Consider the following 18,225-nt stretch of genomic DNA (forward strand, 5'->3'; position numbering starts at 1 on the left):
CGCTCGTTTCCGCCGGAAAGGGGCATGGCGTTCAGGCCACTTGATCGAGCGTACATCCTGGCAGGTCCGCTTGAGCCCGCGCGCAATCAGCCTTTGCCGGACGGGTCGCGGCTGCCTATGTCTAGGGGCGACGGCGGGACCAACCGCACATCGCATCATCAGCGTTCGGAGACAACAATGACCGTTTCTCAAAAAGAGCCCATCGAAGTCCACTACTGGCCGACGCCGAACGGCTGGAAGGTGACGATCCTTCTGGAGGAACTGGGCGTTCCCTATGAGATCAAATACGTCAACATCGGTGCCGGCGACCAGTTCAAGCCCGACTTCCTGAAGATCGCGCCGAACAACCGCATGCCGGCGATCGTCGATCCGGAAGGGCCGGGCGGTTCCCCGATCTCCGTGTTCGAATCCGGAGCGATCCTGCAATACCTCGGCCGCAAGTTCGGCAAGTTCTACCCGACCGACGAGCGCGCGCGGGTGAAGGTCGAGGAATGGCTGATGTGGCAGATGGGCGGTTTCGGTCCGATGCTCGGCCAGAACCATCATTTCCGCGTCTATGCCCCGGAGAAGATCCCTTACGCCATGGAGCGCTATCTCAACGAGACGCACCGGCTCTACGGCGTCTTGAACAAGCAGCTCGAGGGTCAGGAGTTCGTCGCCGGCGAGTACAGTATCGCCGACATGGCCATCGTCGGCTGGGCCAAGGGCTGGGAGCGGCAGGGGATGGATCTTGCCGCCGACTTTCCAAATGTGAAGCGCTGGCTGGAGGCGCTGATGGCACGCCCGGCGGTCGAACGCGGTCTCGCGGTCGGTCAGGAAGAGCGCGAGAAGCTCAACCTGGCCGGTGACAAGAACGCGCAATCGGTGCTGTTTGGCCAGCGCGCGCGCTGACCGGCCAGTCTTCGAAGCACGACATGGCGCGGATGGGGCGCTCGACACCGGTCGGGCGCCCCTTTCTATTGTCGGGCCGAGTTATCGGACCCTGCTCCAGGTCTCGCCCCGGCAGATCAGCCCGCCGAGCACGCAGCCCTTAAGGGAGAGCTTGTTTGCTCCTTCCAGGGTCATGCGGCCGGAATAGGTCTTGCCGTCTTCGGCGTTATAGACCTTGCCCTTCCAGACGCCGGCATTGCCCGTCGGGGTCATGCCCATCACCGTGCGCGTGCCGAGCAGCGGTCGCGAGCGCTTTGCCGGATCCGGGTTCTGCGTGTCATTGCGCGGTGCCTTCAGCCACACCAGCGTTCCGCACAGGGCCGAGCCGCAAGGGGCAATCTCGATGCGCGAGGTGCCGCTCGGGCGTTGCCAGACGCCGGTGGCATCCGCGGCAAGCGCGGGCAGGGGCGCCAGCGACAGGTAGGCTGCGGCCAGGACCGCCGCGGCGACAGGAAATCGGCTCATGTCATCGTCTCCTCCACACGGGCAGATGGTTTCTCCTGCCCTTTACGTAAACGGAATCTAACGAAGGATGACGGCTCTGACCACCGGTGACGTAGCGGCAGGCTTCGGATTTCTTCAGTCCATGGCTGTGCGGAAAAAAATCCTCATTGCCGCGATGGTGAATCACTGGTTGACGACATCTGTCGGATTTTCGGAAAGCCAAGTTGATTTCACTGCCTGATTCCGGAGATTGCGGTGAATCCTCCGTTAAATTTACGGAAAATTTTAATTGTGTTTGCGTCTTGTTAATCGCGAATTTTAAGCGCTCGTTGAAAGGCGGGCGACACACTCGACGTTGAAAGATGCACACACAAGAAAACGGAACGGCGTCTTTCACCCTTCTTGGTCCCGCATGATGTGAAGACCAAGCGTTGAACAGAAACGGAGTGTGAAATGGCCCGTCTTGATCTTGGAAATTCCGACCTGGCAATCATGGGCGGTCAGCCCGCCGGCCCCGATATCCTGCTGCAGATGGGGCTCGATTGCGCCTGCGGCCGTCACGGGTCGACCGACCTCGTGTCCGCGCACAAGTGGTTCAATCTGGCCGCGATGAAGGGCAATGCGGATGCCGTCCGCCACCGCCGCGACATCGCCGAGGAAATGAGCCGCGCGGAGATCGCCGAAGCGCAGCGCGCCGCACGCGAATGGCTCAGCCTGAATTGAGCGGTCCGGCGCCCGGCCCGGCGCAGTGGGCCGCACCGCTTCACCGTTCTACAATCGATCGCGACGTCTGACCCTGTTGACGGACAAGACGTCGCGGTCGCCAGATCCTGCCCGCGCGCGGCTGCCCGAGGCGCCATTCAGGATCCGTCCTGCCGCCAGTCCGCGCTTCGTGTCTTCTGAAACGCGTGCATGTGGATCACGGTTCGTCGCGTCGCTTCTTTTGCGACAGCGGGCGTGACACGGCTTCGCCGTCCGGCAAGGACAGCAGACGCGCAACGGCCTGCGCCTGTTTGAGTTTCTCTTTCAACGCCAGCAGTTCTTCATCCTCCGTAAGGGCATCGATCAGCAGATCCGCCCTCTCGACGATGGTGTGCGCCGCCTCTCTTTGTCTCTTTCCGTCGTTTTTGCTGTCGCTCGACACGCCGCCAACCTCGCATCGTTCCTGAAGCGTCGCTTGCGGGAACCGGCATGCGGTGGTCCCACCAACCCGTGGCCGGAAGTGTTCACACTTGAGACGCGGGAGGCCATCGTGGATTCCCACGTGTCCGGTGTCCTGCCAATCCTGCCACGTCATCGCAGCAGGCCGGACCGGAACGCCCGGGTCACCAGATGCGCCCGGTTGACCGCATCGAGCTTGCGGCGCAGGGACGCGCCATGATCCTCGACCGTGCGAACGGCGAGACCCAGCAAATCTGCAATGTCCCGGTCGGTCTTGCCGTCCGCCGTCCACCGCAGGCAGTCGTACTCGCGCGTCGTCAGGCCGAGATCCCTGGCGGTTTTGCGATGCCCGGCCACCGCGGTTGCGGTTTCCACGGCGAGGTTTGCCGCAATCTCCAGCATCGCGATTTCCGTGTCTTTCAGGTCGACCCGCGCGCCTCCCAGCGACAGGCTGCCTCTCGCGCCGTCGGCGTTGAACACCGGGATCGCCACGCCTTCGGCGAGCCCGTGTTCGCGCGCGGCGCCGAACACATGGTCCGCGGCGCGGGAAGGCGCCTGGGCAATCGCGTCGGACCATCGAAATCCCCGCTCGGATGTCAGAACGCGATGGATCACCGGGTCCCGCTGCACGTGCCCCTCGTCGAAATAGCGAAGGAACCATTGTTCCGGCCAGCGATTGAACAGGATTTGCGCGCGGGCCGCCGGGGTGGGGATGTCCGGCTTGGGAACGATGCCGCACAACACTTGCGTGAGGCCGAAGCGGCCGCCGAGGCGCAGCAAGGCGCCGCAGATCGCGGTCTCGTCGGAGGCATCCCGGATCTGCTCCAGGAGTTGCAGGAACGTGTCGTGATGCACCGGCTCTCGTCCGCCTTTGCCTGATGCTCGCATAGCGAGCTTTTTCACCAGGCAAAGCTTAAACGTTTATCGGCGGTTTCGGGAGATCCCTTGCGGCGGTGTGCGCGCTGACGTTCCGGCTCTTGTCAGCCCTGTCCGGCATCCTTCCGGCCAGGCATCGTGCCTGTGTACTTCTGCCCGAAAATGCCTTGACCCATTCGGCTATTCCGCCTATCCCGATCACGTCGGAGAGGTGGCCGAGTGGTCGAAGGCGCTCCCCTGCTAAGGGAGTATACCGGAGACGGTATCGAGGGTTCGAATCCCTTCCTCTCCGCCATTCCTCTTTTGCCTACGCCAATCGCCCCTAACACCTTGAACGGCAAGGTGGTTTTCGGGGTTCGAAACCCCTCTTTCCGGCAATAGGCCGGGCGCGCGGCAAAAGCCAGTTTCAGCACCGTCCGGCGCAGGGCCAGATCTCCGTTTATCCATATTTTACAAGGGTTTGACAGGAAGCGGCAAGCGAGTTCGAACATCTCGTCGAAGTCGCGCTGCGATCCCGGCTTTTTCGCAAGCCTTTCGGCGGCCAGCAGCTTGTCTTTTTCGAGTTTCGAAATGCGCCGCTCATAGGCCGTGACGGCGCTTTGGCTTCCCGCATCGACGATGCGGTCGAGCAATTGGTCGATCTGCCTGTCGATTTTCGCGATATCTGCCTTGAGCGTCGCCGCGATCTCCTTCGCTTGCGCAAGGCGCGTATCCCAGGCCTCGCGGAACATGGCGCGCGCGATCTCGAAGGTCGTCACGGTCGGCGTCATGCGCGCGAGCAACGCCTCGAAGTCGCCTTCGATCGTCGCCCGCCGGATCGACTTGCGATAGCTCGGGCATCCCTTCGCAAAGCACATGTAGTACGGGTGTTTCGCCCCGGTCTTGCTTTTCGACCAGTTGGCGGTCAGAGGCTTGCCGCAATCGCCACAGGTGGCAAACCCGCGCAAGGGGAAGTCTTCATTCAGGTCCTTGCGTGCAGGCGCGCGGGCGCCATCACGGATGCGCGCCTGGATTTTCTCGAATTGCGCGAGGTCGATGAGGCCTTCGTGATGCCCCTTGCGCAAGGTGACACCCCATTCGGCGATCTCGACATAACCGGCATAATGGGGGCGGGTCAGAAGACGAATGACATCCTCATAGCGCAGCTCCCGGTTCTTGCGGCCCGCCATGTAGGACGGCTGTGCGTCGAGGAAGCGCTTCACTTCGGCTTGCGTCTCGAAACGGCCCGAGGCGAAGCCTTCGAGCGCCTCTTGAAGAATAGAGGCCAGCGGTTCGTCGCGGACCAGCAGATTCCCGTGGCCGGCAACCCTCTCGAACCTGTATCCCGGCGGCGCCCGAAACGGCCAATACCCGCCCATCGCGCGGGCGCGCATGCGGTTCTTGGTTTGCTCGGCGTTCTTGCGGCGGTAATGTTCGGCATTCAACGCCTGCATGCCTTCGAAGTAGAGCCCGTCGGAATCCTGCCGGAATTCCAGCGTCGGACAATCCATTTGCGCGCCGGTCGCAAAGATCGCATCGCGCAGATCGAGATGGGTGCGGATATCGCGGGCCAACCGACTGATATCGTCGAAGAGCACGACATATCGATCGGCGTGTTTTTCGCGTTTGAGGAACTGGATCAGCTCCTTGATCCCGGGCCGGTCGAGCACGCCGCCGGAGACCGCCCGGTCGACGACCGTCTTGACCACCGTATAGCCTTTATAGGCGGCATATTCCCGGCAGCGCGTTTCCTGCGAGGCGAGCCCGTCGCCCTTTTTCGTCTGCGCGACGCTGGAGACCCGGCAATAAATAATCGCTTTCAAGTCCCGTGGCGCATCGCGCGCCGCGCGGTCGTAAAATTCGGTCATTCCTTTCTCCTTTCCGCGCGATTCCCGTGTGGGCCATCCGCCGGATTAAAATTGATGTTGGTCGGCAATGAGTTGTCCGATCCTAGCATGGTCGCGGCGGTGCGTGCCAATTCGCCCGGCGTCTGGCCCGATGCCTGGACCGGTAGATGGTTCGGGTCGGCGTGGGCATCGGCTTGCGCGGCCTGCACGGGATGGATGCCGAAGCCGAGATCGACGAAGGCGGTGATGATCGACCAGAGGGTTTCGAGGAAGTCGCGTTTTTGGGCCTCGGTCAGGGCCGGGTCGTCGAGCATGGCCTCGTAGCGCGCCACGTCGAGGGTGAGGGCCGGGCGTGCGGGGGAACACTCCACCGTGCCCCGCGTATCGGTGGTCTGGACAGCGCTTTTGGCCGCATCGCCACGCACTCTAGGGGCGAGCGCCATGGCAGGTTTTTCGCACTTGGCGGCGGGCTTTGGGTATCTCTTCGGCATCGTCTCTCTCCCTAGGGCGACGGCTGGCGGGTGCGGGCGGCACGGCGCGGGGCGTCGGTGCGCGCCGTGCCGATCAGATCGCCCTGCGGGTCGTCCGTCTGCCCGTTCCGGCGGTCCTCCGGATCGGACCCGCCCCGCGTGCGGCTGCGCTCGCGCGTCTGCTTTTCCGCCTCGATCTGCGGGCGGTAGATGCGTTCGTCGAGCTCCTTGCCCCAGTCGCGGAACGCGATGTCCCGGGCGGCCTCGAACGCCTCGGCCATCACGCGCATAGCGCAGGCGTCCGTGATGCCGATCTCGCGGGCGAGCGCTTCGGCCTGATGGGCGGCGGCGCGGGTGAAGCCGAGCTTGTCGCCCGCTTCCATCATCCCTTCGATCCCGGAAGCGCGCCGATAGGCCTGCGCCCGGTGATCGTCGGTGAGCGCCTCCTCGCTCTCGACAAACGCCTTGCGCATCTCGTTCATCGATTGGCCGGTGCGCTCCTTGAAGAGATCGCGCAGGATCGTCTCGCCCTTCATCGCATCGAAGCGCTCGGTGCGCGCGAAGGCATAGGCGTAATCGCCGAGCTTTTCCCTGAAGGTGCCCGAGCGCTGGATTTCCGCTTCCAGAATGCGGGTGACCGCGACCGCCTCCTTGAACTGGCGGTTGGTCAGAAGACGGCCCGAGAAGCTTTCCCGCGCCGCGCGGATGCGGTCCGCTTCGGTGTCTCTTGTCTGTGTGGTTTCCTGTTGCTCTGTCATGGTCTCGCTCCTTTCGTGTGTTGAGAACAATTCATGAACATGATAGGTATACTTTCCTATTTCTCCAAGATAAAGCCGCGCAAGATTCTTGCGTTCTATTTCCCGTAACTCCGGTCATCGTGCCGATCATCGCGTCGGCCCCCGCCTGCGGTCTTGCCCCGAGCGGCGGTTGCTTGCCCGTTTGAAGTCGGCTCTTACCGTTCCGCGCAGCGTCGTCTGACGCAGGGCACCCCGCATCAGGGTTTCCAGGCCCCGCGTCTCGATTTCATCGATGCGCGCAAGGCGGCGCTCATGAGCGGCGCGCACGTCGCGCTGCGCCAGGCGCAGCGTGTCGGCGGGCGAGAAGCGGTCCTCGCCGGCAAAGGCGGGCGTCAGGTCCCGGTGCCGTGCGCCGGCCCGGTCGATGATCCGCCGGCGGGCCCGTTCCACGCGCGTGTCGTAGAGATCGCGGAATCGTCGGATTTCCCGCTGGCGCAAATCCTCACAGCGGTGCATCAGCCGGCGCGCGGCCTCGCGTTGACGTCCCGTCCGGAGGACATCCATTTCCCGGCGCAGTGCCGCCAGATGGAAGGTTCGGCGCAGCGTCTCCGACAGGCTCAACGCCATGGCAGGCCTGCCTTTCGGGCGTGAATTTGCGCGCGGGCACCCCGATTTTCTATGCTTGTGCCATGAGAGACTTTGACGATGTCGAGGACGTTATCGAATGGCTGGAGCCGCTCGGTTATCTGCAGTTCTGGGACGCGATCGCGCCTTACGGGATCGATCTGCCCGATCGCGATCACTGCGATGAGGAGATCATGCGCGGCGTGGATACGACCGAGGAGATGCTGACCTTCCTCAAAGGGCTGACGCGGGTCGAACTGACGCAGCGCTACCGGCTGAAGCGGCGCAGCTATGTCGAGACGATGTCGATGCACTGACGCAGCACGCCTTCCGGTCATTGGTCTTCCGGTCATTGAGCCGGCGGTCATCGGGTGTCCGGTCATGGGCGGGCCTCCCCGTCGCGGACAAAGCGCAGCCAGCCGCATCGGCCATCCGCCGGGCGTTCGGTGAGACGCCCATAAGGCCCGAGATAGCTGCAGCGCGTATAATGCCGCTGCGTTGGATCGCCGTAGCTGTCCGGCCCGAGCGGTTGCCAGTCATAGAACCAGATCACATGCGGCAGGCCGACGGCGGCAATCCCGAGCCAGGCGGCGACGGGGACGATCACCCACACGAAGTAGCTCACCCGCACGAGCGGGACGCGCGGCGCGTTGGTCGGATCACGTCTCATCTTCGCCTCCGTCTCCCTGGTTCGGAACCGGGACCGGCAGCGCGACCTTCGGGTCGGGCGTCATCGCCGCCCCTTCGAGCGGATTGTCCGCCAGATCGAAGCAGGTCGGGGCGATCTCGTTTTGCCGGACTTTGCGGGCATGGATGAAGCCGACATCCTTGACGTGAAGGATTTGTTCGTCCGCCGGCAGGCGCATCAATTCATCGGGCGTGAAGAGCGGCTGTTTGCCGAGTGAGAGATTCCCGGAAAACGCCATGCGGTCGGAATTGACCCCGATCGACGGCGACACGGACAGGGCATCGCCCATCGCCTTGGAGACGCGCTCGGCCTCCCGATAGGAAGAAAAGCCGAACCACTGCTTGACCACGGCGTTTTCGTCGATGGTCAGCGCTTCCTTCTCGCCGTAGCGGCGTTCGATCTCCGAGCGCGACTGGGCGATCATGTGGCAGGTGCCGCCATAGCCGCGCATGGTGGTGAGCTGTGCGATCAACGCCTTCAGGGGCGCGTTCGTGAACTCGTCCATCACGAAGACGACCGGCCCGGCCTTGCCCGTCAGCAAGGCCTCTAGAAAGCCCTGAAGCAGCAGGGCTTAATCGGCCCCGAGCCGCTCCATATGACGCACGGGCCCGACCAGGAAGACCACGTATTTGCCCGCGATCAGATCGTCATGGGTGTGCGTCGCGCCGATCCCGGCATGATGCAGCGCGCTGCCCGCGCCATAGATGCGCAGCGCCTTCAAGGCGGCGGCGAGATGCTGCGGGAAGTGCTCCTCATTGCCGCTCATGCCGAGCACATGGCGGGCGAGCGCCCGCAAGGCCTCGTCGCCTTCCTCGGCATCGATCGCGGCTGCTTGCAAGAGCAACTCGGGATCGGACAGCAACGTCCACACCCCGCCCGGCGTGACCAGCCGGGGCGTGCGATGGAGCAGCGAGCAGATCGCATATTCGATCAGCGTGCGCGGTTCGTCCCGGAAATACCGGTTGCGTTCATCGCGCGGCGGCTCTTCGATCAGCGCGTGGCAGGCCGTTTCCGTGGCAAAGATCAACTCGCGGCGCGCAGCTTCGTGACTGCGCGTGATCGCGCCCAGACGGTTGAGCGCGACCCGCCACGGCGTCTCGGGGCCTAGCACGCCAAAATCGTCGACGATCGCGACCTTGCGCCCGTATCCGGCGCAAAGTGGCGCGCATTGGGCGGCGATCTCGCCTTCCTTGGAATCGGTGACCACGATGGCGCGGCTCGTATCGGCGATCAGCGATTGCAGCCAGGGAATGGCGCCGGAGGTGGTCTTGCCCCCGCCTGCGGCGGCAAGCAGCAGCGAATGCGCGTGCCTGGGCGCGAAGATCGGCCTGCCGTCGAAGTCGAGGCCGAGGATGCGGCGGACGGACCCGGCCATCAGCGCATCCCCGCTTTTATCTGATCGTCCAGACCGGCAAGCCGGGCGGATTTGAGCGCCCCGCCCATCGCCTCCAGCCGCGCAAGTTCCACCGCGCGGGCCCGAAGGGCGATCATCGTCTTCACCGCGACGATCAGGGTTCCAAGGCCTGCAATCGCGCTTCCAATCGACAGCAGGTAAAGCGGCCACCACAGATATCCGTTCTCCGGCCAGATCGCCCAGGCAAAACCGGCAAATAGCGCGGCGGCCAGCAAATTGACGTTGATCGCGATCACCGCGCCCGTCCGGCTGCGGGCAAAGGGCAAGGGTGACGGCGATGCGTTCGCTCGCGGCGCGCCGGTCATGATCCCGCCTCCCGGGCGCGCGTTTCGGACGGATCGTCGGCGTGGTCGCTGGCCCGGATCGCATCGACGATCTCGCGGCGCACGGTATTGAGCCGCCCGTAGCGGCCCCAGATCACGCCAGACAAATCCGTGCCCCGCAGATCGCGTGAGAGCAGCTTGAGCTGCCCCGTCTCCCAGCCGATCCCGAGCGCGGCAATTCCGAGAAGGATGGCGGCGGCGATCTCGCCCGGATAGAGCAGATCGCCAAAGGCAAGTCCGAACCCGGCAAGGCCGGCGCCGAACACGAGCCCGCCGGCAAATAGCGGGCGGCGGACGGACACGACCGTGAGCGCGCGCATGAGATAGCTGTCGCGGTGGGTGACGACGCAGCCCGCCTTGGTGTCGATGCGAATGGAGCCGAAGATCATGGCGAAGTCTCCTGTCATGGGGTCAAGTCATGGGGCCAAATCACGGGACGGATTCACGGGTTCAGGCTGCAGGCGGGGCTTGCAAGCGTGCGGGCGAGCTGCGCATCGAGGCTTTCGACCGCAGGCGGGGTCAGCAGACGCAGCGATCCCGCATGCAGGGCAAAGGCGATGCGCTTGTCTTCGAGCAGCGTGGTTTTGGCGCAGGCACAGCGCGTCCCGGCCTCGGACGCCGCATGTTCAAGCCGCTTTCGCCGGGCGTCCTCGGCTTGTGTCTGAATTTGATCGAGCAGATCGGCGCCCGGCAATCGACCGAAGCGATGGCCATGGACCGCGCAATAGGCATCGCCGTCGCGGCCGAATATCCCGAAGATCGTGTTGCAGCCGATCTTCGGAAGTCTTGCGGCGGGCGGATCGCGCCGCGCCGCCGCGACGTGCAAGCCTGCTTCGCAGCGTGGGGCCCAGTCGGCCTTGTCGATCAGACGCGCGCCGACAAGCGGCCCGGTGACAAAGGCCGAGGTCAGGCCGTAGAGAAGAGCGGCGACAAGCGCGCCGCCCGCGATCGGCAGTCCGTGTCCATCCTGGATCATGGGTCTCTCCGTTGGAATGTGTGGGGTTCCGGTTCAGCTCAGCGTGTTCCGCCGTTTGGGCGGTGGCCCGGATCGCGCCAGCGCCCGTTTGCGCGCGGATCGGATCGGTCGCGGCGGCGCGGCCTGTGCGGGGCGCCTGCGTCCGTGCGGTCGTCTGCCGGCGCTGGGTCGTCCCTCGCGTCGTCGGCATAAAATTCGGCCATCAGATCGACCCTGGTCGCCGGGCGCGGACGGGGGCGCTCGCGGCGGTAGCTCCGCCAGGAGAGCGTCAGCAGCGTGTAGATCCACAAGGTGAGCGGAAGCACCAGCTCCACCAGCGCGGCGACCGCCGCGACAGGCAGGAAGTGCGGGATATGGCCGAAGGTGGCGCTGACGCCCGTGCGCCCCGGAAAGGGCGGAAAGGCCGCTGCCTCCGTCTCAGCCGTCGAAAGCACCTCGCGCAGCGCCGCGCCGTGCCTTGCCAAAACCGCGCTCAGCCGCCGCGTCGCCTCCGTTCGCCCCGGGATGGAGGCGCCTGCCTCAAGGTCCGCCGCATAGGCGCGGATCAGGGCGAGCGGCAAGGCTTCACGCAGATCGATGGCCCGCTGGCGCAGCCGCGCATCGATGGTTTTGAGCGCGACGCGCCGCGCCGCGATCTCCCGCGTCGTGTCAGACAGAACCGATTGGTAGTCCGCAATCAGACCGGTGAGCTCCTTGAGCGCCTGCGTGCGCGCCGACCGGCCCCGCGCCATCTCTCCGGCAACGCCTTGCGCGCGTCCGAGCTTTTCCTCAATGGCCCTAGCGACCGGGCCGTAGCCGCCCGAACCCCGCCCGGAGATACAGGAGGCGCGGATCTCGCACTCCAGCGTGCGCGACAGATCGGCAACCCCGGCATCGACCACCGGCATGATGCGCGCCGCCCGCCCGGCGGCGGCATTGCGCGCGGCAATCCCCGCACTCAACGCCTCCCCATGGCTCTGCAGCGCCAAGAACGCCACGTCCTTGTGCACAAGGCCCGGATAGGTCGCGGCGAACATCGTACCGCCGACCGCAAGCATCGAGGCGAGCGAGACCGCGCCGGCCGAGCGATAGCCGATCACCGTGAGCGGGGCGCCGCGCTCGATCGCGAATTTGTTGACCGCAAAGGCGATCGCCGTCGCGGCCACCGTCACCAGAGAAACCTTGGCGGCAAGCCACAGCCCGTCGCCGCTCAAAATGTTCGGCAGGCCGAGCGCCATCATGCCGCCCGAACACACGGCCGTGGTCGCAAGGATCGCCGCCGTGAACCCCATGGCCGGCCCGCGCTCCCGGCGGGTCGGGGCGGTGGATAGGTCAGTGTGCTGATTTGGCATGATGTATCCCTTCATTGCCGATGAGACCGCGACCGCCGGAACGCAGGCGGACTCCGCCTTTCAAGGCGCGGTCGTTTTTTGAAGGGATTGGAAAAGCGTCGATCTAAATAGTCGGCGCTGGGGCAAGCGCGATCAAGCACTGCCCGGGTCGATCTAATCAGTTATGGAAGAAAAGCTTCAGGGTGACTGCATTATCGTGCTGAAATGACATTGATTTCTGGATGATGGAAATTCGAGGCTGTCGAGCGGAACCCAAAGCATGTCGAAGACACCTGCGAGCCAGTTCCGGGCGTCAAGCAAGCTGAGCGACGAAACGCTCATGCGGCTCATCTACATGTTTGCGCAAGGGATCAGTATCGAGATCACGGCGCGCTCGACGCGTCTGTCGAAAAAGACGGTTCGCACCGTCTTTCTCAAGTTGCGGGATCGCCTGACGCGGCCCGTTTTCAATCGCTGGCACGGGACACACAGGCGCCTTCTCAAGCTCGTCGATCCGGGCCATGAGGCCCTTGTCCGTGTGACGTTCTTTGATGTTCTGGCGGAGTGTTACTTCAATCAGACATGCCACCGGAATTGGACCCTCGGCAATCGCAAGGCGCGTCAGTGCCGCTCCTGCCCCTTGCCCGGAAAATTCCAGACCGACCAAACGAAAGCCGATGCCCTCGCGTTGATTGACGCCGTTCACGAACTCTACCGGCGGCTGGGTCTGCGTCTTGAAAAAGGGCACGATCCGGTTCGGTTGTTTCGGCTTCGATTGCTCCATACCACCGTCGTCGGCACGGTGCTCAACCATTCGCGAAAACTCCAGACCGGTCTCCTCGACCCCACGGACATGTCCTACCTTGCCTGCGGGTCGTTGATCGATGTGTTCTTGACCGATCTGGCGAATGATCCGCTTTGAAGGATGGAACGAGGAAAAGTCCCGCTGTCCCTCATCGCGGATGAGGCCGGGCTCTATTCCGCCGCAGGGAGGCAATGCCCCTGCGGCGTCACCGGGCCGCCTCGGCTTTGTCTTCAGCGTCCCGGCCCATGCGGGTGACGATCCCTGACAGAAAAGGCGATGGCTGCGGCGGCACATGTGCCGCCGTATATGAAGTTTGCCGCGCGGGATATCCCGCGCTTGGCACCCGTCCTGCCAGCTTACACCGCCACAGGCCGCCTGATCCAATAGCCCCAGTCCTCCCGGCCCGCTCCCTTCGCCTCGCGTGACGCTCGGCTCCCGTGTGGGTCGGACCGCGCTTGCGCGCGCGCGCCAAGCGGTGCGGCTTTGGGGCGCCCGTGTTTGCGGTCTCCCGTCCATATGCGGATCGCCCCCGACCGGGGCCGGGGGCGGCGTTTTACATGAGTCTGATTGGACGCTCGGCGCTGGCCAAGGGTGCATGCGCGGCGTTTCGTTCGAAGGGCTTCGCTCGATTTCAACCCTTACCCAAAGCGAGGCCACCATGATGCTTTTCTACGCCCAGCCCTACACCATTTCCGTCGAGGGCTTTTACTTCCAGACGATCGATCAATACCGCGAAAAAATCGCCAAGCTCACCGACAGTTTCTGCCAGCCGGTCGAGGAAGTCGAACTCCAGGTCATCGAGGGTGGGCAGATCGACCTTGAGCTTTTCGAGGCATGGCAGCCCGGACAGGCCGGGATCGCGGCCTTCATCGAGGCCATTGACGACTGGAGTTACGAGGACAAGCGCGACGCGATCCTCGCGATCCGTCTTGGCGGCTACCCGCCTGCGGCGGTGATCGACGCGCCCGGTCGCATCGATCTCACCGTCTACCACACCGCGACCCTCACCGAACTCGCCGAGGAGTTCGTCGACGAGGGGCTCTTCGGCGACATCCCCGAGCGGCTTGCCCCCTATCTCGATTTCGAGCGCATCGCCCGCGATCTCCAGCATGACGGCTTCGTCGAGGCCATCGTCGCGGGCGAGCGCCTCATTGTTCGTTTCGACTGATCCTCGCAGCACAGGACGGCCCGCACGGGTTGCGGCCCCACGAAGCCAAGGCCGTCCGATGGTGCAAGGACGCACCGATTTTCAACCGACCAAAAAAGGAGACAGACCCATGAAACTCACCCATCTCACCCTCGACCAACTGAAGCCCGCGCCCGTCAATGTCCGAAAGCGCGGCGGCAAGGACATTGCCGATCTCCTGCCGAGCATCCGCTCGCTCGGGCTCTTGCAGCCGCTCTTGGTGCGGGCGAATTGTGAAGGATATGAAATCATCGCCGGACAGCGCCGCTTTCATGCGCTTGCCAAGCTGGCCGAAAACACCCCATCCGACCCCGTCCCCTGCATCATCATGGAAGACGGCGAAGATGCGCGGGCCGTCGAGGCATCCTTGGCCGAGAACATCGCCCGCCTGCCGATGGACGAGATCGACCAGTACAAGGCCTTCGCCGCGCTCGCCAAACAGGGCGGCAGCGTGGCCGACATCGCGGCCCGGTTCGGCGTGACGGAGCGGCTTGTCACCCAACGCTTGGCAATCGCCAATGTGATCGACCCGATCCTGAACGCCTATCGCCGCGAAGACATCGGCGCGCAGACGATCCGCACCCTCACCATGGCGACAAGGCGCCAGCAAAAGGAATGGTGGGCCTTGTTCAAGGACGAAACCGCCCGCGCCCCGACAGGATACGCGCTGCGGAACTGGCTGTTTGGCGGGGCGGACATCCCGGTCGAAAACGCGCTTTTCGACGAGGACGCATATGACGGAAGCATCGTATCGGACCTGTTTGACGATACGCGGCGGTTCGACGATGCGCCGAAATTCTGGGCCTTGCAGAACGCCGCCATTGCCAAACGCAAGGCCGCGTATCTCGCGGATGGCTGGCAAGAGGTTGTCGTACTGGATATCGGCCGGCACTGGCCAAAATGGGAGCACAGGGAAGCCGATAAGGCCGAGGGAGGCCGCGTCTACATCCAGATCGGCCATAACGGCGAGGTCACCTGTCATGAAGGCTGGATCACCGACACCGAAGCCCGGCGGCGCGAGAGGGCAAGAGATGCAGGCGATGGTGCGGACGCACCGGGCAGGCCCGAACTGACAAAGGCGATGCAGAACTATCTGGCCTTGCACCGTCATGCCGCCGTCCGGCTGGATTTGCTCTCAAATCAGGGCCTTGCCTTGCGCGTTGCAACAGCGCAGATCATCGCGGGCTCCGCCCTTTGGCAGGTGCACGCCGATCCGCAACGGGCGAACAGCGAGGCCATCGCGCAAAGCCTGCCGGACAACACGGCACACACCGCTTTCGACGCCGAGCGGCAGGAGATCCGAACTCTTCTCGGCCTTGAAAAGAGCAACGCCGACATGCTTGTCTGCCGGAAGGCCGATTACGGGCGCGGGCACGATCTCGCGGATATCTTCGGGCGGTTGTGCGGGCTGAATGACGACACGGTGCGGCGTATCTTCACCTTCGCCGTCGCCGAAACGCTGTGCTGCGGCTCCGGTCTCGTGGAGGCCTTGGGCGACAGGCTCGGCACCGACATGCGCAATCACTGGACGCCGGACGAGACGTTCTTCGATCTCCTGCGCGACAAGGACGCGATCAACGCCATGGTCGAAGAGGTGGCGGGCAAACACACGGCGGAGGCGCACACCGCTTCCACGGCTAAGGTGCAGAAAAGCATCATCCGCCAGCATCTGGACGGCTCCCGCAAACCGCGCAAGACCGACTGGCAACCGCGCTACATGGGGTTCCCGATGCGGGGCTACACCGAGCGCGGAGGACTGGACGCAATCAAAACCGCCAAGCCGTTCGCCGAGGCGATCAAGACACACGCGGCTTAAGGCAAAAAATCCGCCCGCTGGCATCGGCCAGCGGGCGGATTTGCGTTTCGGGTTCACCTTCGTCTTGATTGCAACAAATAACCGCTTTGAGCCCAAAGGAGACGCTCGCTTCGCGTGAAGTCGATCTTTTATGTAACCACTAAGAAATCGAATCTAATAGAATAGGCGCCATGCTATCGGATCGGTTGTAACCTTGTCGTCAGACCAGGTCAAAAGCCCAAAGCACTCGATTTTGTAACGTCCGTTGGATTTGATGAAGGCCATAACCCCGTGTTGACTGTTTGATCTAGTGTGTCTCAAGAATATGGGCATCTCAACATAGACAACCGAGTCACTTACAGATCTCAAGAGCCAACAAGTATCCTGCGATCCGAAATATTCACTACCTATGTTAGCGTTGTCGTCGTGCGGCGGAACAAGCCTCTCGGCTTCAAAAATTCCCAGAATCTGCCCTATGTTATCGACCTGATGTTCCGGGCCAATTGTAGTTGAAGGCCAAGATTGAACTAATTGTCCCGGTCGCCTTTCAAGTGATTTCCCTTCAAATGCGTTTAAGTAGGGAAAAAAATCCTGCGTAAGTGCGTATTGTTCAAGTGCCTTCAATTTTTGATCGAATGGAATTTTTGATAATACTGTTTTCGCTTTCGAAGAATCAAATTCTCCAGATATTTTACCTTCTATTTCTCCTAACCCTAGAATTGACAAAAATGAACCAAATTTGGCAGCCATTTCCATTTGACTACCAACGGACTTCGCCGCGGATTTTTCAAATCCTGTGACTACTTCACCAAATGCCCTACCCAGAAGGTCGTCAAGCTTTTCTGGGTTACCATACATGAAAAGCGGGTTGTTTTTACCCCACAGCTCAGTCTCAACTATCACCATCTTATCCATCCCTAGAATCGGAACTGCGCATCGAACATATATAGTTTTGTAACCATATCACGGCAGAGCACCAGATAGTTCAAAGGTCGAGCCGTTACTTCGCGACAAATCGTTGTGACGCTCAGTTCGATGAAATCACAATTTATGAAAATCGGTTGCAAAGCTCTCTATTCGGAACGACCGCTCTGTCCCGCGCTCCGGTCCTTCGATCGCGCGGTGAATGGCGGCAATGGAGAGCGGGTCACCGGATTGGCCGACAACCCGCCGCTTCATTGGATTTCGAGGCCCTCCGTGATCGCAAGCGCGTCTTCCAGATTAACACCGAGGTATCGGATTGTGCTGTCCATATTTGTGTGGCCGAGCAGAAGTTGAATAGCCCTCAAGTTTCCGGTCTTCTTGTAGATCTGAGCCGCCTTGGTCCGTTTTAGCGAATGGGTTCCGTAGCCCCTTGGCCCCAGGCCGATGGACCCAACCCGATCTTTTAAAAATCTGGCGCATTATAGATCAACAGATCGAAGCTGTAGAAGAGCCCGTCGGCGTATTCGTCCGCATGCGCCTCGCCGAAATGCGCGATCGTGTAGCGGATGATCTCCTTGATATCGGTGCGGGCTTGCTCGGAAAGCTGATAGTTCATGCGCCCCGTTCGGCGCGAAGCTCCGCCAGGATCTCGGCCTTGGTAGCTTTGGTCGCTGCCGGGCCACGCAGGCCGGTCTCGACCTTGCCCATGATCGCCGCGCGGTCTGTTTCAAGGCAAACACGGTTGACGATCACGTGCACATGAGGATGCGCGGTATCGTTGTGAGAAACGATCAGGGCTTGCCGATCGGACAAGCCCAAAGCGGCAATCCCGATGGTTATTCTCTGCGTTGTTGTCGTTCTGACGATGGTCTGGGCATGGCTGAAAGGCCATCCCAAGCTGAAAATCATTGCCAAGCCGGACACGCTCCAGGTTGCCCATTTGATCTTCGATCACCAGCATTATCACGGGATGCGCATCGGCTATGAAGTTCAAGGCGAGGCCGTCAATATCGGCGCATTCAATACGGTGATGGGCGATCACTTCATGGGTGTGTCGGGGCTTCGTGTCGCCTATGGCCGATGGGGCGAGGATTTGGATTACATGGTCAACAAGTACCATGCGCCCGAATATGTGGTGTGGATGAATGAGGTTATTGCCGAGGTCGGCAAACCAGCACCGAAAGAGCATGATCCGTCCCAGGGTGTGAAAAAGGCCGAATTCTGATGGATGAGAGGGGCGAGGATCTCTACCTGGATGCGGCGGCGAAGTTTGCTCAAAAGCCGGAGGAAAAGGCCTTGCACGTCGCCTGGTCAGCCATGAACGAAGCGATGTTGCAGGCCATGACCCGCATTCATGCCGGTGAGGATCAGAACGGGACATTGCAGGTGATCGCCAATGCCCTCGATCAGGGACTTGAGGCGATCGGCACGGCAGAGAAAGCCCTTGGCCTATCCTTTATCCCTAAAAAGCCAGAGAAGCCCTCAGAAGGGCAATCTGGATCGGAATCGGATGAAATCCCGTTTTAGTTCTTGGCGCATTAGACTAATGCGTTTGTAACAACGATTGAGAGAATGATGTTTTTTGTTCGTATTGGATCAGTGCTGGCGTGGCTGGGGTTTGTATTTGGGGTTCTTTTTCTGGGGATGGGCATCTTTCTCGGCTTCAACTTACCGACCGATGAGGCCATGGCCCAAGCCCAAGCATTCTATGATCGGCGCTATGGGGCAACGACTGG

General features: G+C 62.3%; 24 protein-coding genes, 1 tRNA gene and 1 pseudogene. 10 read left to right on the forward strand and 16 right to left on the reverse strand.

The features are described from left to right. The first annotated feature begins 177 nt into the window (after nucleotides 1–177). Nucleotides 178–891, forward strand: coding sequence for a glutathione S-transferase N-terminal domain-containing protein (locus LC092_RS03235; protein ID WP_224805007.1), 714 nt, complete (start codon nucleotides 178–180; stop codon nucleotides 889–891). Nucleotides 892–972: 81 nt separating this feature from the next. Here the strand turns inward: LC092_RS03235 and LC092_RS03240 are convergent, their stop codons facing one another. Further along, nucleotides 973–1,395 (reverse strand): DUF2147 domain-containing protein, encoded by a 423-nt coding sequence (locus tag LC092_RS03240; RefSeq protein ID WP_224805008.1) that lies wholly within the window; start codon nucleotides 1,393–1,395, stop codon nucleotides 973–975. Between the two features lie 67 nt (nucleotides 1,396–1,462). Between LC092_RS03240 and LC092_RS03245 the strand changes: the two genes are divergently transcribed. Both LC092_RS03245 and LC092_RS03250 read left to right on the forward strand, forming a co-directional pair. Continuing rightward, nucleotides 1,463–1,615 (forward strand): hypothetical protein, encoded by a 153-nt coding sequence (locus tag LC092_RS03245; protein ID WP_224805009.1) that lies wholly within the window; start codon nucleotides 1,463–1,465, stop codon nucleotides 1,613–1,615. Nucleotides 1,616–1,827: 212 nt separating this feature from the next. Beyond that, the gene (locus tag LC092_RS03250) at nucleotides 1,828–2,097 is read left to right on the forward strand and encodes a hypothetical protein (protein WP_412103515.1); all 270 of its coding nucleotides are present in this window, start codon (nucleotides 1,828–1,830) and stop codon (nucleotides 2,095–2,097) included. Nucleotides 2,098–2,293: 196 nt separating this feature from the next. Here LC092_RS03250 and LC092_RS03255 read toward each other — a convergent pair whose 3' ends face one another. Both LC092_RS03255 and LC092_RS03260 read right to left on the reverse strand, forming a co-directional pair. Beyond that, the gene (locus tag LC092_RS03255; protein ID WP_224805010.1) at nucleotides 2,294–2,518 is read right to left on the reverse strand and encodes a hypothetical protein; all 225 of its coding nucleotides are present in this window, start codon (nucleotides 2,516–2,518) and stop codon (nucleotides 2,294–2,296) included. 149 nt (nucleotides 2,519–2,667) lie between these two features. Next, on the reverse strand, nucleotides 2,668–3,390 hold the full coding sequence (locus LC092_RS03260; RefSeq protein ID WP_224805011.1) for a helix-turn-helix transcriptional regulator: 723 nt from the start codon (nucleotides 3,388–3,390) through the stop codon (nucleotides 2,668–2,670). A 226-nt stretch (nucleotides 3,391–3,616) separates the two neighbouring features. Here LC092_RS03260 and LC092_RS03265 point away from each other — a divergent pair. After that, nucleotides 3,617–3,706 (forward strand) — tRNA-Ser (locus LC092_RS03265). A gap of 547 nt (nucleotides 3,707–4,253) precedes the next feature. Here the strand turns inward: LC092_RS03265 and LC092_RS03270 are convergent. The 3 genes and pseudogenes from LC092_RS03270 to LC092_RS03280 form a co-directional block, all read right to left on the reverse strand. Beyond that, nucleotides 4,254–5,258: pseudogene (locus LC092_RS03270) on the reverse strand (recombinase family protein); the annotation flags it as partial. Nucleotides 5,259–5,739: 481 nt separating this feature from the next. Further along, a complete protein-coding gene (locus LC092_RS03275) occupies nucleotides 5,740–6,465 on the reverse strand; it encodes a hypothetical protein (protein WP_224805012.1) in 726 nt (241 codons plus the stop codon). A 126-nt stretch (nucleotides 6,466–6,591) separates the two neighbouring features. Further along, nucleotides 6,592–7,071 (reverse strand): hypothetical protein, encoded by a 480-nt coding sequence (locus LC092_RS03280; RefSeq protein ID WP_224805013.1) that lies wholly within the window; start codon nucleotides 7,069–7,071, stop codon nucleotides 6,592–6,594. Nucleotides 7,072–7,133: 62 nt separating this feature from the next. Between LC092_RS03280 and LC092_RS03285 the strand changes: the two genes are divergently transcribed. Next, on the forward strand, nucleotides 7,134–7,385 hold the full coding sequence (locus tag LC092_RS03285; protein ID WP_224805014.1) for a hypothetical protein: 252 nt from the start codon (nucleotides 7,134–7,136) through the stop codon (nucleotides 7,383–7,385). 62 nt (nucleotides 7,386–7,447) lie between these two features. Here LC092_RS03285 and LC092_RS03290 read toward each other — a convergent pair whose 3' ends face one another. Genes LC092_RS03290 through LC092_RS03320 form a run of 7 tightly spaced genes read right to left on the reverse strand, consistent with a single transcriptional unit; the run spans nucleotide 7,448 to nucleotide 11,800 of the window. After that, a complete protein-coding gene (locus LC092_RS03290; protein WP_224805015.1) occupies nucleotides 7,448–7,738 on the reverse strand; it encodes a hypothetical protein in 291 nt (96 codons plus the stop codon). Further along, nucleotides 7,728–8,297 carry a type IV secretory system conjugative DNA transfer family protein gene (locus LC092_RS03295; protein ID WP_224805016.1) on the reverse strand — a complete coding sequence of 190 codons (570 nt, stop codon included), beginning with the start codon at nucleotides 8,295–8,297 and terminating at the stop codon, nucleotides 7,728–7,730. Before LC092_RS03295 ends, LC092_RS03290 begins: the two co-directional genes overlap by 11 nt. Nucleotides 8,298–8,327: 30 nt before the next feature. Beyond that, nucleotides 8,328–9,131 (reverse strand): hypothetical protein, encoded by an 804-nt coding sequence (locus LC092_RS03300; RefSeq protein ID WP_224805017.1) that lies wholly within the window; start codon nucleotides 9,129–9,131, stop codon nucleotides 8,328–8,330. After that, nucleotides 9,131–9,475, reverse strand: coding sequence for a hypothetical protein (locus LC092_RS03305; protein ID WP_224805018.1), 345 nt, complete (start codon nucleotides 9,473–9,475; stop codon nucleotides 9,131–9,133). The genes LC092_RS03300 and LC092_RS03305 overlap by 1 nt, the downstream gene beginning before the upstream one ends. Further along, nucleotides 9,472–9,900, reverse strand: coding sequence for a hypothetical protein (locus tag LC092_RS03310; RefSeq protein ID WP_224805019.1), 429 nt, complete (start codon nucleotides 9,898–9,900; stop codon nucleotides 9,472–9,474). Before LC092_RS03310 ends, LC092_RS03305 begins: the two co-directional genes overlap by 4 nt. A gap of 35 nt (nucleotides 9,901–9,935) precedes the next feature. Beyond that, entirely contained in the window at nucleotides 9,936–10,469 is a 534-nt protein-coding gene (locus tag LC092_RS03315) for a hypothetical protein (protein ID WP_224805020.1), read from the reverse strand. Between the two features lie 38 nt (nucleotides 10,470–10,507). Continuing rightward, nucleotides 10,508–11,800 carry a DUF4407 domain-containing protein gene (locus tag LC092_RS03320; protein ID WP_224805021.1) on the reverse strand — a complete coding sequence of 431 codons (1,293 nt, stop codon included), beginning with the start codon at nucleotides 11,798–11,800 and terminating at the stop codon, nucleotides 10,508–10,510. Nucleotides 11,801–12,119: 319 nt separating this feature from the next. Here LC092_RS03320 and LC092_RS03325 point away from each other — a divergent pair, with 319 nt between their 5' ends. The 3 genes from LC092_RS03325 (at nucleotide 12,120) to LC092_RS03335 (ending at nucleotide 15,586) form a co-directional block, all read left to right on the forward strand. Beyond that, nucleotides 12,120–12,701, forward strand: a complete 582-nt coding sequence (locus tag LC092_RS03325) for a hypothetical protein (protein ID WP_224805022.1) — start codon at nucleotides 12,120–12,122, stop codon at nucleotides 12,699–12,701. 541 nt (nucleotides 12,702–13,242) lie between these two features. Next, on the forward strand, nucleotides 13,243–13,752 hold the full coding sequence (locus LC092_RS03330; protein WP_224805023.1) for an antirestriction protein ArdA: 510 nt from the start codon (nucleotides 13,243–13,245) through the stop codon (nucleotides 13,750–13,752). Further along, nucleotides 13,694–15,586 carry a ParB/RepB/Spo0J family partition protein gene (locus LC092_RS03335; protein WP_224805024.1) on the forward strand — a complete coding sequence of 631 codons (1,893 nt, stop codon included), beginning with the start codon at nucleotides 13,694–13,696 and terminating at the stop codon, nucleotides 15,584–15,586. Before LC092_RS03330 ends, LC092_RS03335 begins: the two co-directional genes overlap by 59 nt. A 153-nt stretch (nucleotides 15,587–15,739) precedes the next feature. Here LC092_RS03335 and LC092_RS03340 read toward each other — a convergent pair whose 3' ends face one another. From LC092_RS03340 to LC092_RS03355, 3 genes are all read right to left on the reverse strand, one after another. Further along, nucleotides 15,740–16,480, reverse strand: coding sequence for a hypothetical protein (locus tag LC092_RS03340; protein ID WP_224805025.1), 741 nt, complete (start codon nucleotides 16,478–16,480; stop codon nucleotides 15,740–15,742). Between the two features lie 472 nt (nucleotides 16,481–16,952). Beyond that, nucleotides 16,953–17,105 (reverse strand): type II toxin-antitoxin system RelE/ParE family toxin, encoded by a 153-nt coding sequence (locus LC092_RS03350; protein WP_224805026.1) that lies wholly within the window; start codon nucleotides 17,103–17,105, stop codon nucleotides 16,953–16,955. Beyond that, nucleotides 17,102–17,308: a relaxase/mobilization nuclease domain-containing protein gene (locus LC092_RS03355; RefSeq protein ID WP_263626990.1), complete on the reverse strand. Its 207-nt coding sequence runs from the start codon at nucleotides 17,306–17,308 to the stop codon at nucleotides 17,102–17,104. Before LC092_RS03355 ends, LC092_RS03350 begins: the two co-directional genes overlap by 4 nt. Nucleotides 17,309–17,321: 13 nt before the next feature. On the opposite strand from LC092_RS03355, the gene LC092_RS03360 reads away from it, so the two are divergent. Next, a complete protein-coding gene (locus LC092_RS03360; RefSeq protein WP_224805294.1) occupies nucleotides 17,322–17,714 on the forward strand; it encodes a hypothetical protein in 393 nt (130 codons plus the stop codon). After that, nucleotides 17,714–18,016, forward strand: a complete 303-nt coding sequence (locus tag LC092_RS03365; RefSeq protein WP_224805027.1) for a hypothetical protein — start codon at nucleotides 17,714–17,716, stop codon at nucleotides 18,014–18,016. Before LC092_RS03360 ends, LC092_RS03365 begins: the two co-directional genes overlap by 1 nt. Nucleotides 18,017–18,225: the final 209 nt, after the last annotated feature.

Origin of the sequence: Stappia stellulata (assembly GCF_020176715.1) — a bacterium.
Taxonomy (GTDB): Bacteria; Pseudomonadota; Alphaproteobacteria; order Rhizobiales; family Stappiaceae; genus Stappia.

Coding starts and splice junctions, on each gene's coding strand:
- LC092_RS03335 (WP_224805024.1), top strand. CDS start 13,694: ATGACGGCTTCGTCGAGGCCATCGTCGCGGGCGAGCGCCTCATTGTTC.
- LC092_RS03285 (WP_224805014.1), top strand. CDS start 7,134: ATGAGAGACTTTGACGATGTCGAGGACGTTATCGAATGGCTGGAGCCG.
- LC092_RS03275 (WP_224805012.1), bottom strand. CDS start 6,465: ATGACAGAGCAACAGGAAACCACACAGACAAGAGACACCGAAGCGGAC.
- LC092_RS03305 (WP_224805018.1), bottom strand. CDS start 9,475: ATGACCGGCGCGCCGCGAGCGAACGCATCGCCGTCACCCTTGCCCTTT.
- LC092_RS03365 (WP_224805027.1), top strand. CDS start 17,714: ATGGATGAGAGGGGCGAGGATCTCTACCTGGATGCGGCGGCGAAGTTT.
- LC092_RS03280 (WP_224805013.1), bottom strand. CDS start 7,071: ATGGCGTTGAGCCTGTCGGAGACGCTGCGCCGAACCTTCCATCTGGCG.
- LC092_RS03340 (WP_224805025.1), bottom strand. CDS start 16,480: ATGGATAAGATGGTGATAGTTGAGACTGAGCTGTGGGGTAAAAACAAC.
- LC092_RS03235 (WP_224805007.1), top strand. CDS start 178: ATGACCGTTTCTCAAAAAGAGCCCATCGAAGTCCACTACTGGCCGACG.
- LC092_RS03360 (WP_224805294.1), top strand. CDS start 17,322: ATGGTTATTCTCTGCGTTGTTGTCGTTCTGACGATGGTCTGGGCATGG.
- LC092_RS03245 (WP_224805009.1), top strand. CDS start 1,463: ATGACGGCTCTGACCACCGGTGACGTAGCGGCAGGCTTCGGATTTCTT.
- LC092_RS03300 (WP_224805017.1), bottom strand. CDS start 9,131: ATGGCCGGGTCCGTCCGCCGCATCCTCGGCCTCGACTTCGACGGCAGG.
- LC092_RS03290 (WP_224805015.1), bottom strand. CDS start 7,738: ATGAGACGTGATCCGACCAACGCGCCGCGCGTCCCGCTCGTGCGGGTG.
- LC092_RS03250 (WP_412103515.1), top strand. CDS start 1,828: ATGGCCCGTCTTGATCTTGGAAATTCCGACCTGGCAATCATGGGCGGT.
- LC092_RS03330 (WP_224805023.1), top strand. CDS start 13,243: ATGATGCTTTTCTACGCCCAGCCCTACACCATTTCCGTCGAGGGCTTT.
- LC092_RS03310 (WP_224805019.1), bottom strand. CDS start 9,900: ATGACAGGAGACTTCGCCATGATCTTCGGCTCCATTCGCATCGACACC.
- LC092_RS03315 (WP_224805020.1), bottom strand. CDS start 10,469: ATGATCCAGGATGGACACGGACTGCCGATCGCGGGCGGCGCGCTTGTC.
- LC092_RS03325 (WP_224805022.1), top strand. CDS start 12,120: ATGCGGCTCATCTACATGTTTGCGCAAGGGATCAGTATCGAGATCACG.
- LC092_RS03320 (WP_224805021.1), bottom strand. CDS start 11,800: ATGCCAAATCAGCACACTGACCTATCCACCGCCCCGACCCGCCGGGAG.
- LC092_RS03350 (WP_224805026.1), bottom strand. CDS start 17,105: ATGAACTATCAGCTTTCCGAGCAAGCCCGCACCGATATCAAGGAGATC.
- LC092_RS03240 (WP_224805008.1), bottom strand. CDS start 1,395: ATGAGCCGATTTCCTGTCGCCGCGGCGGTCCTGGCCGCAGCCTACCTG.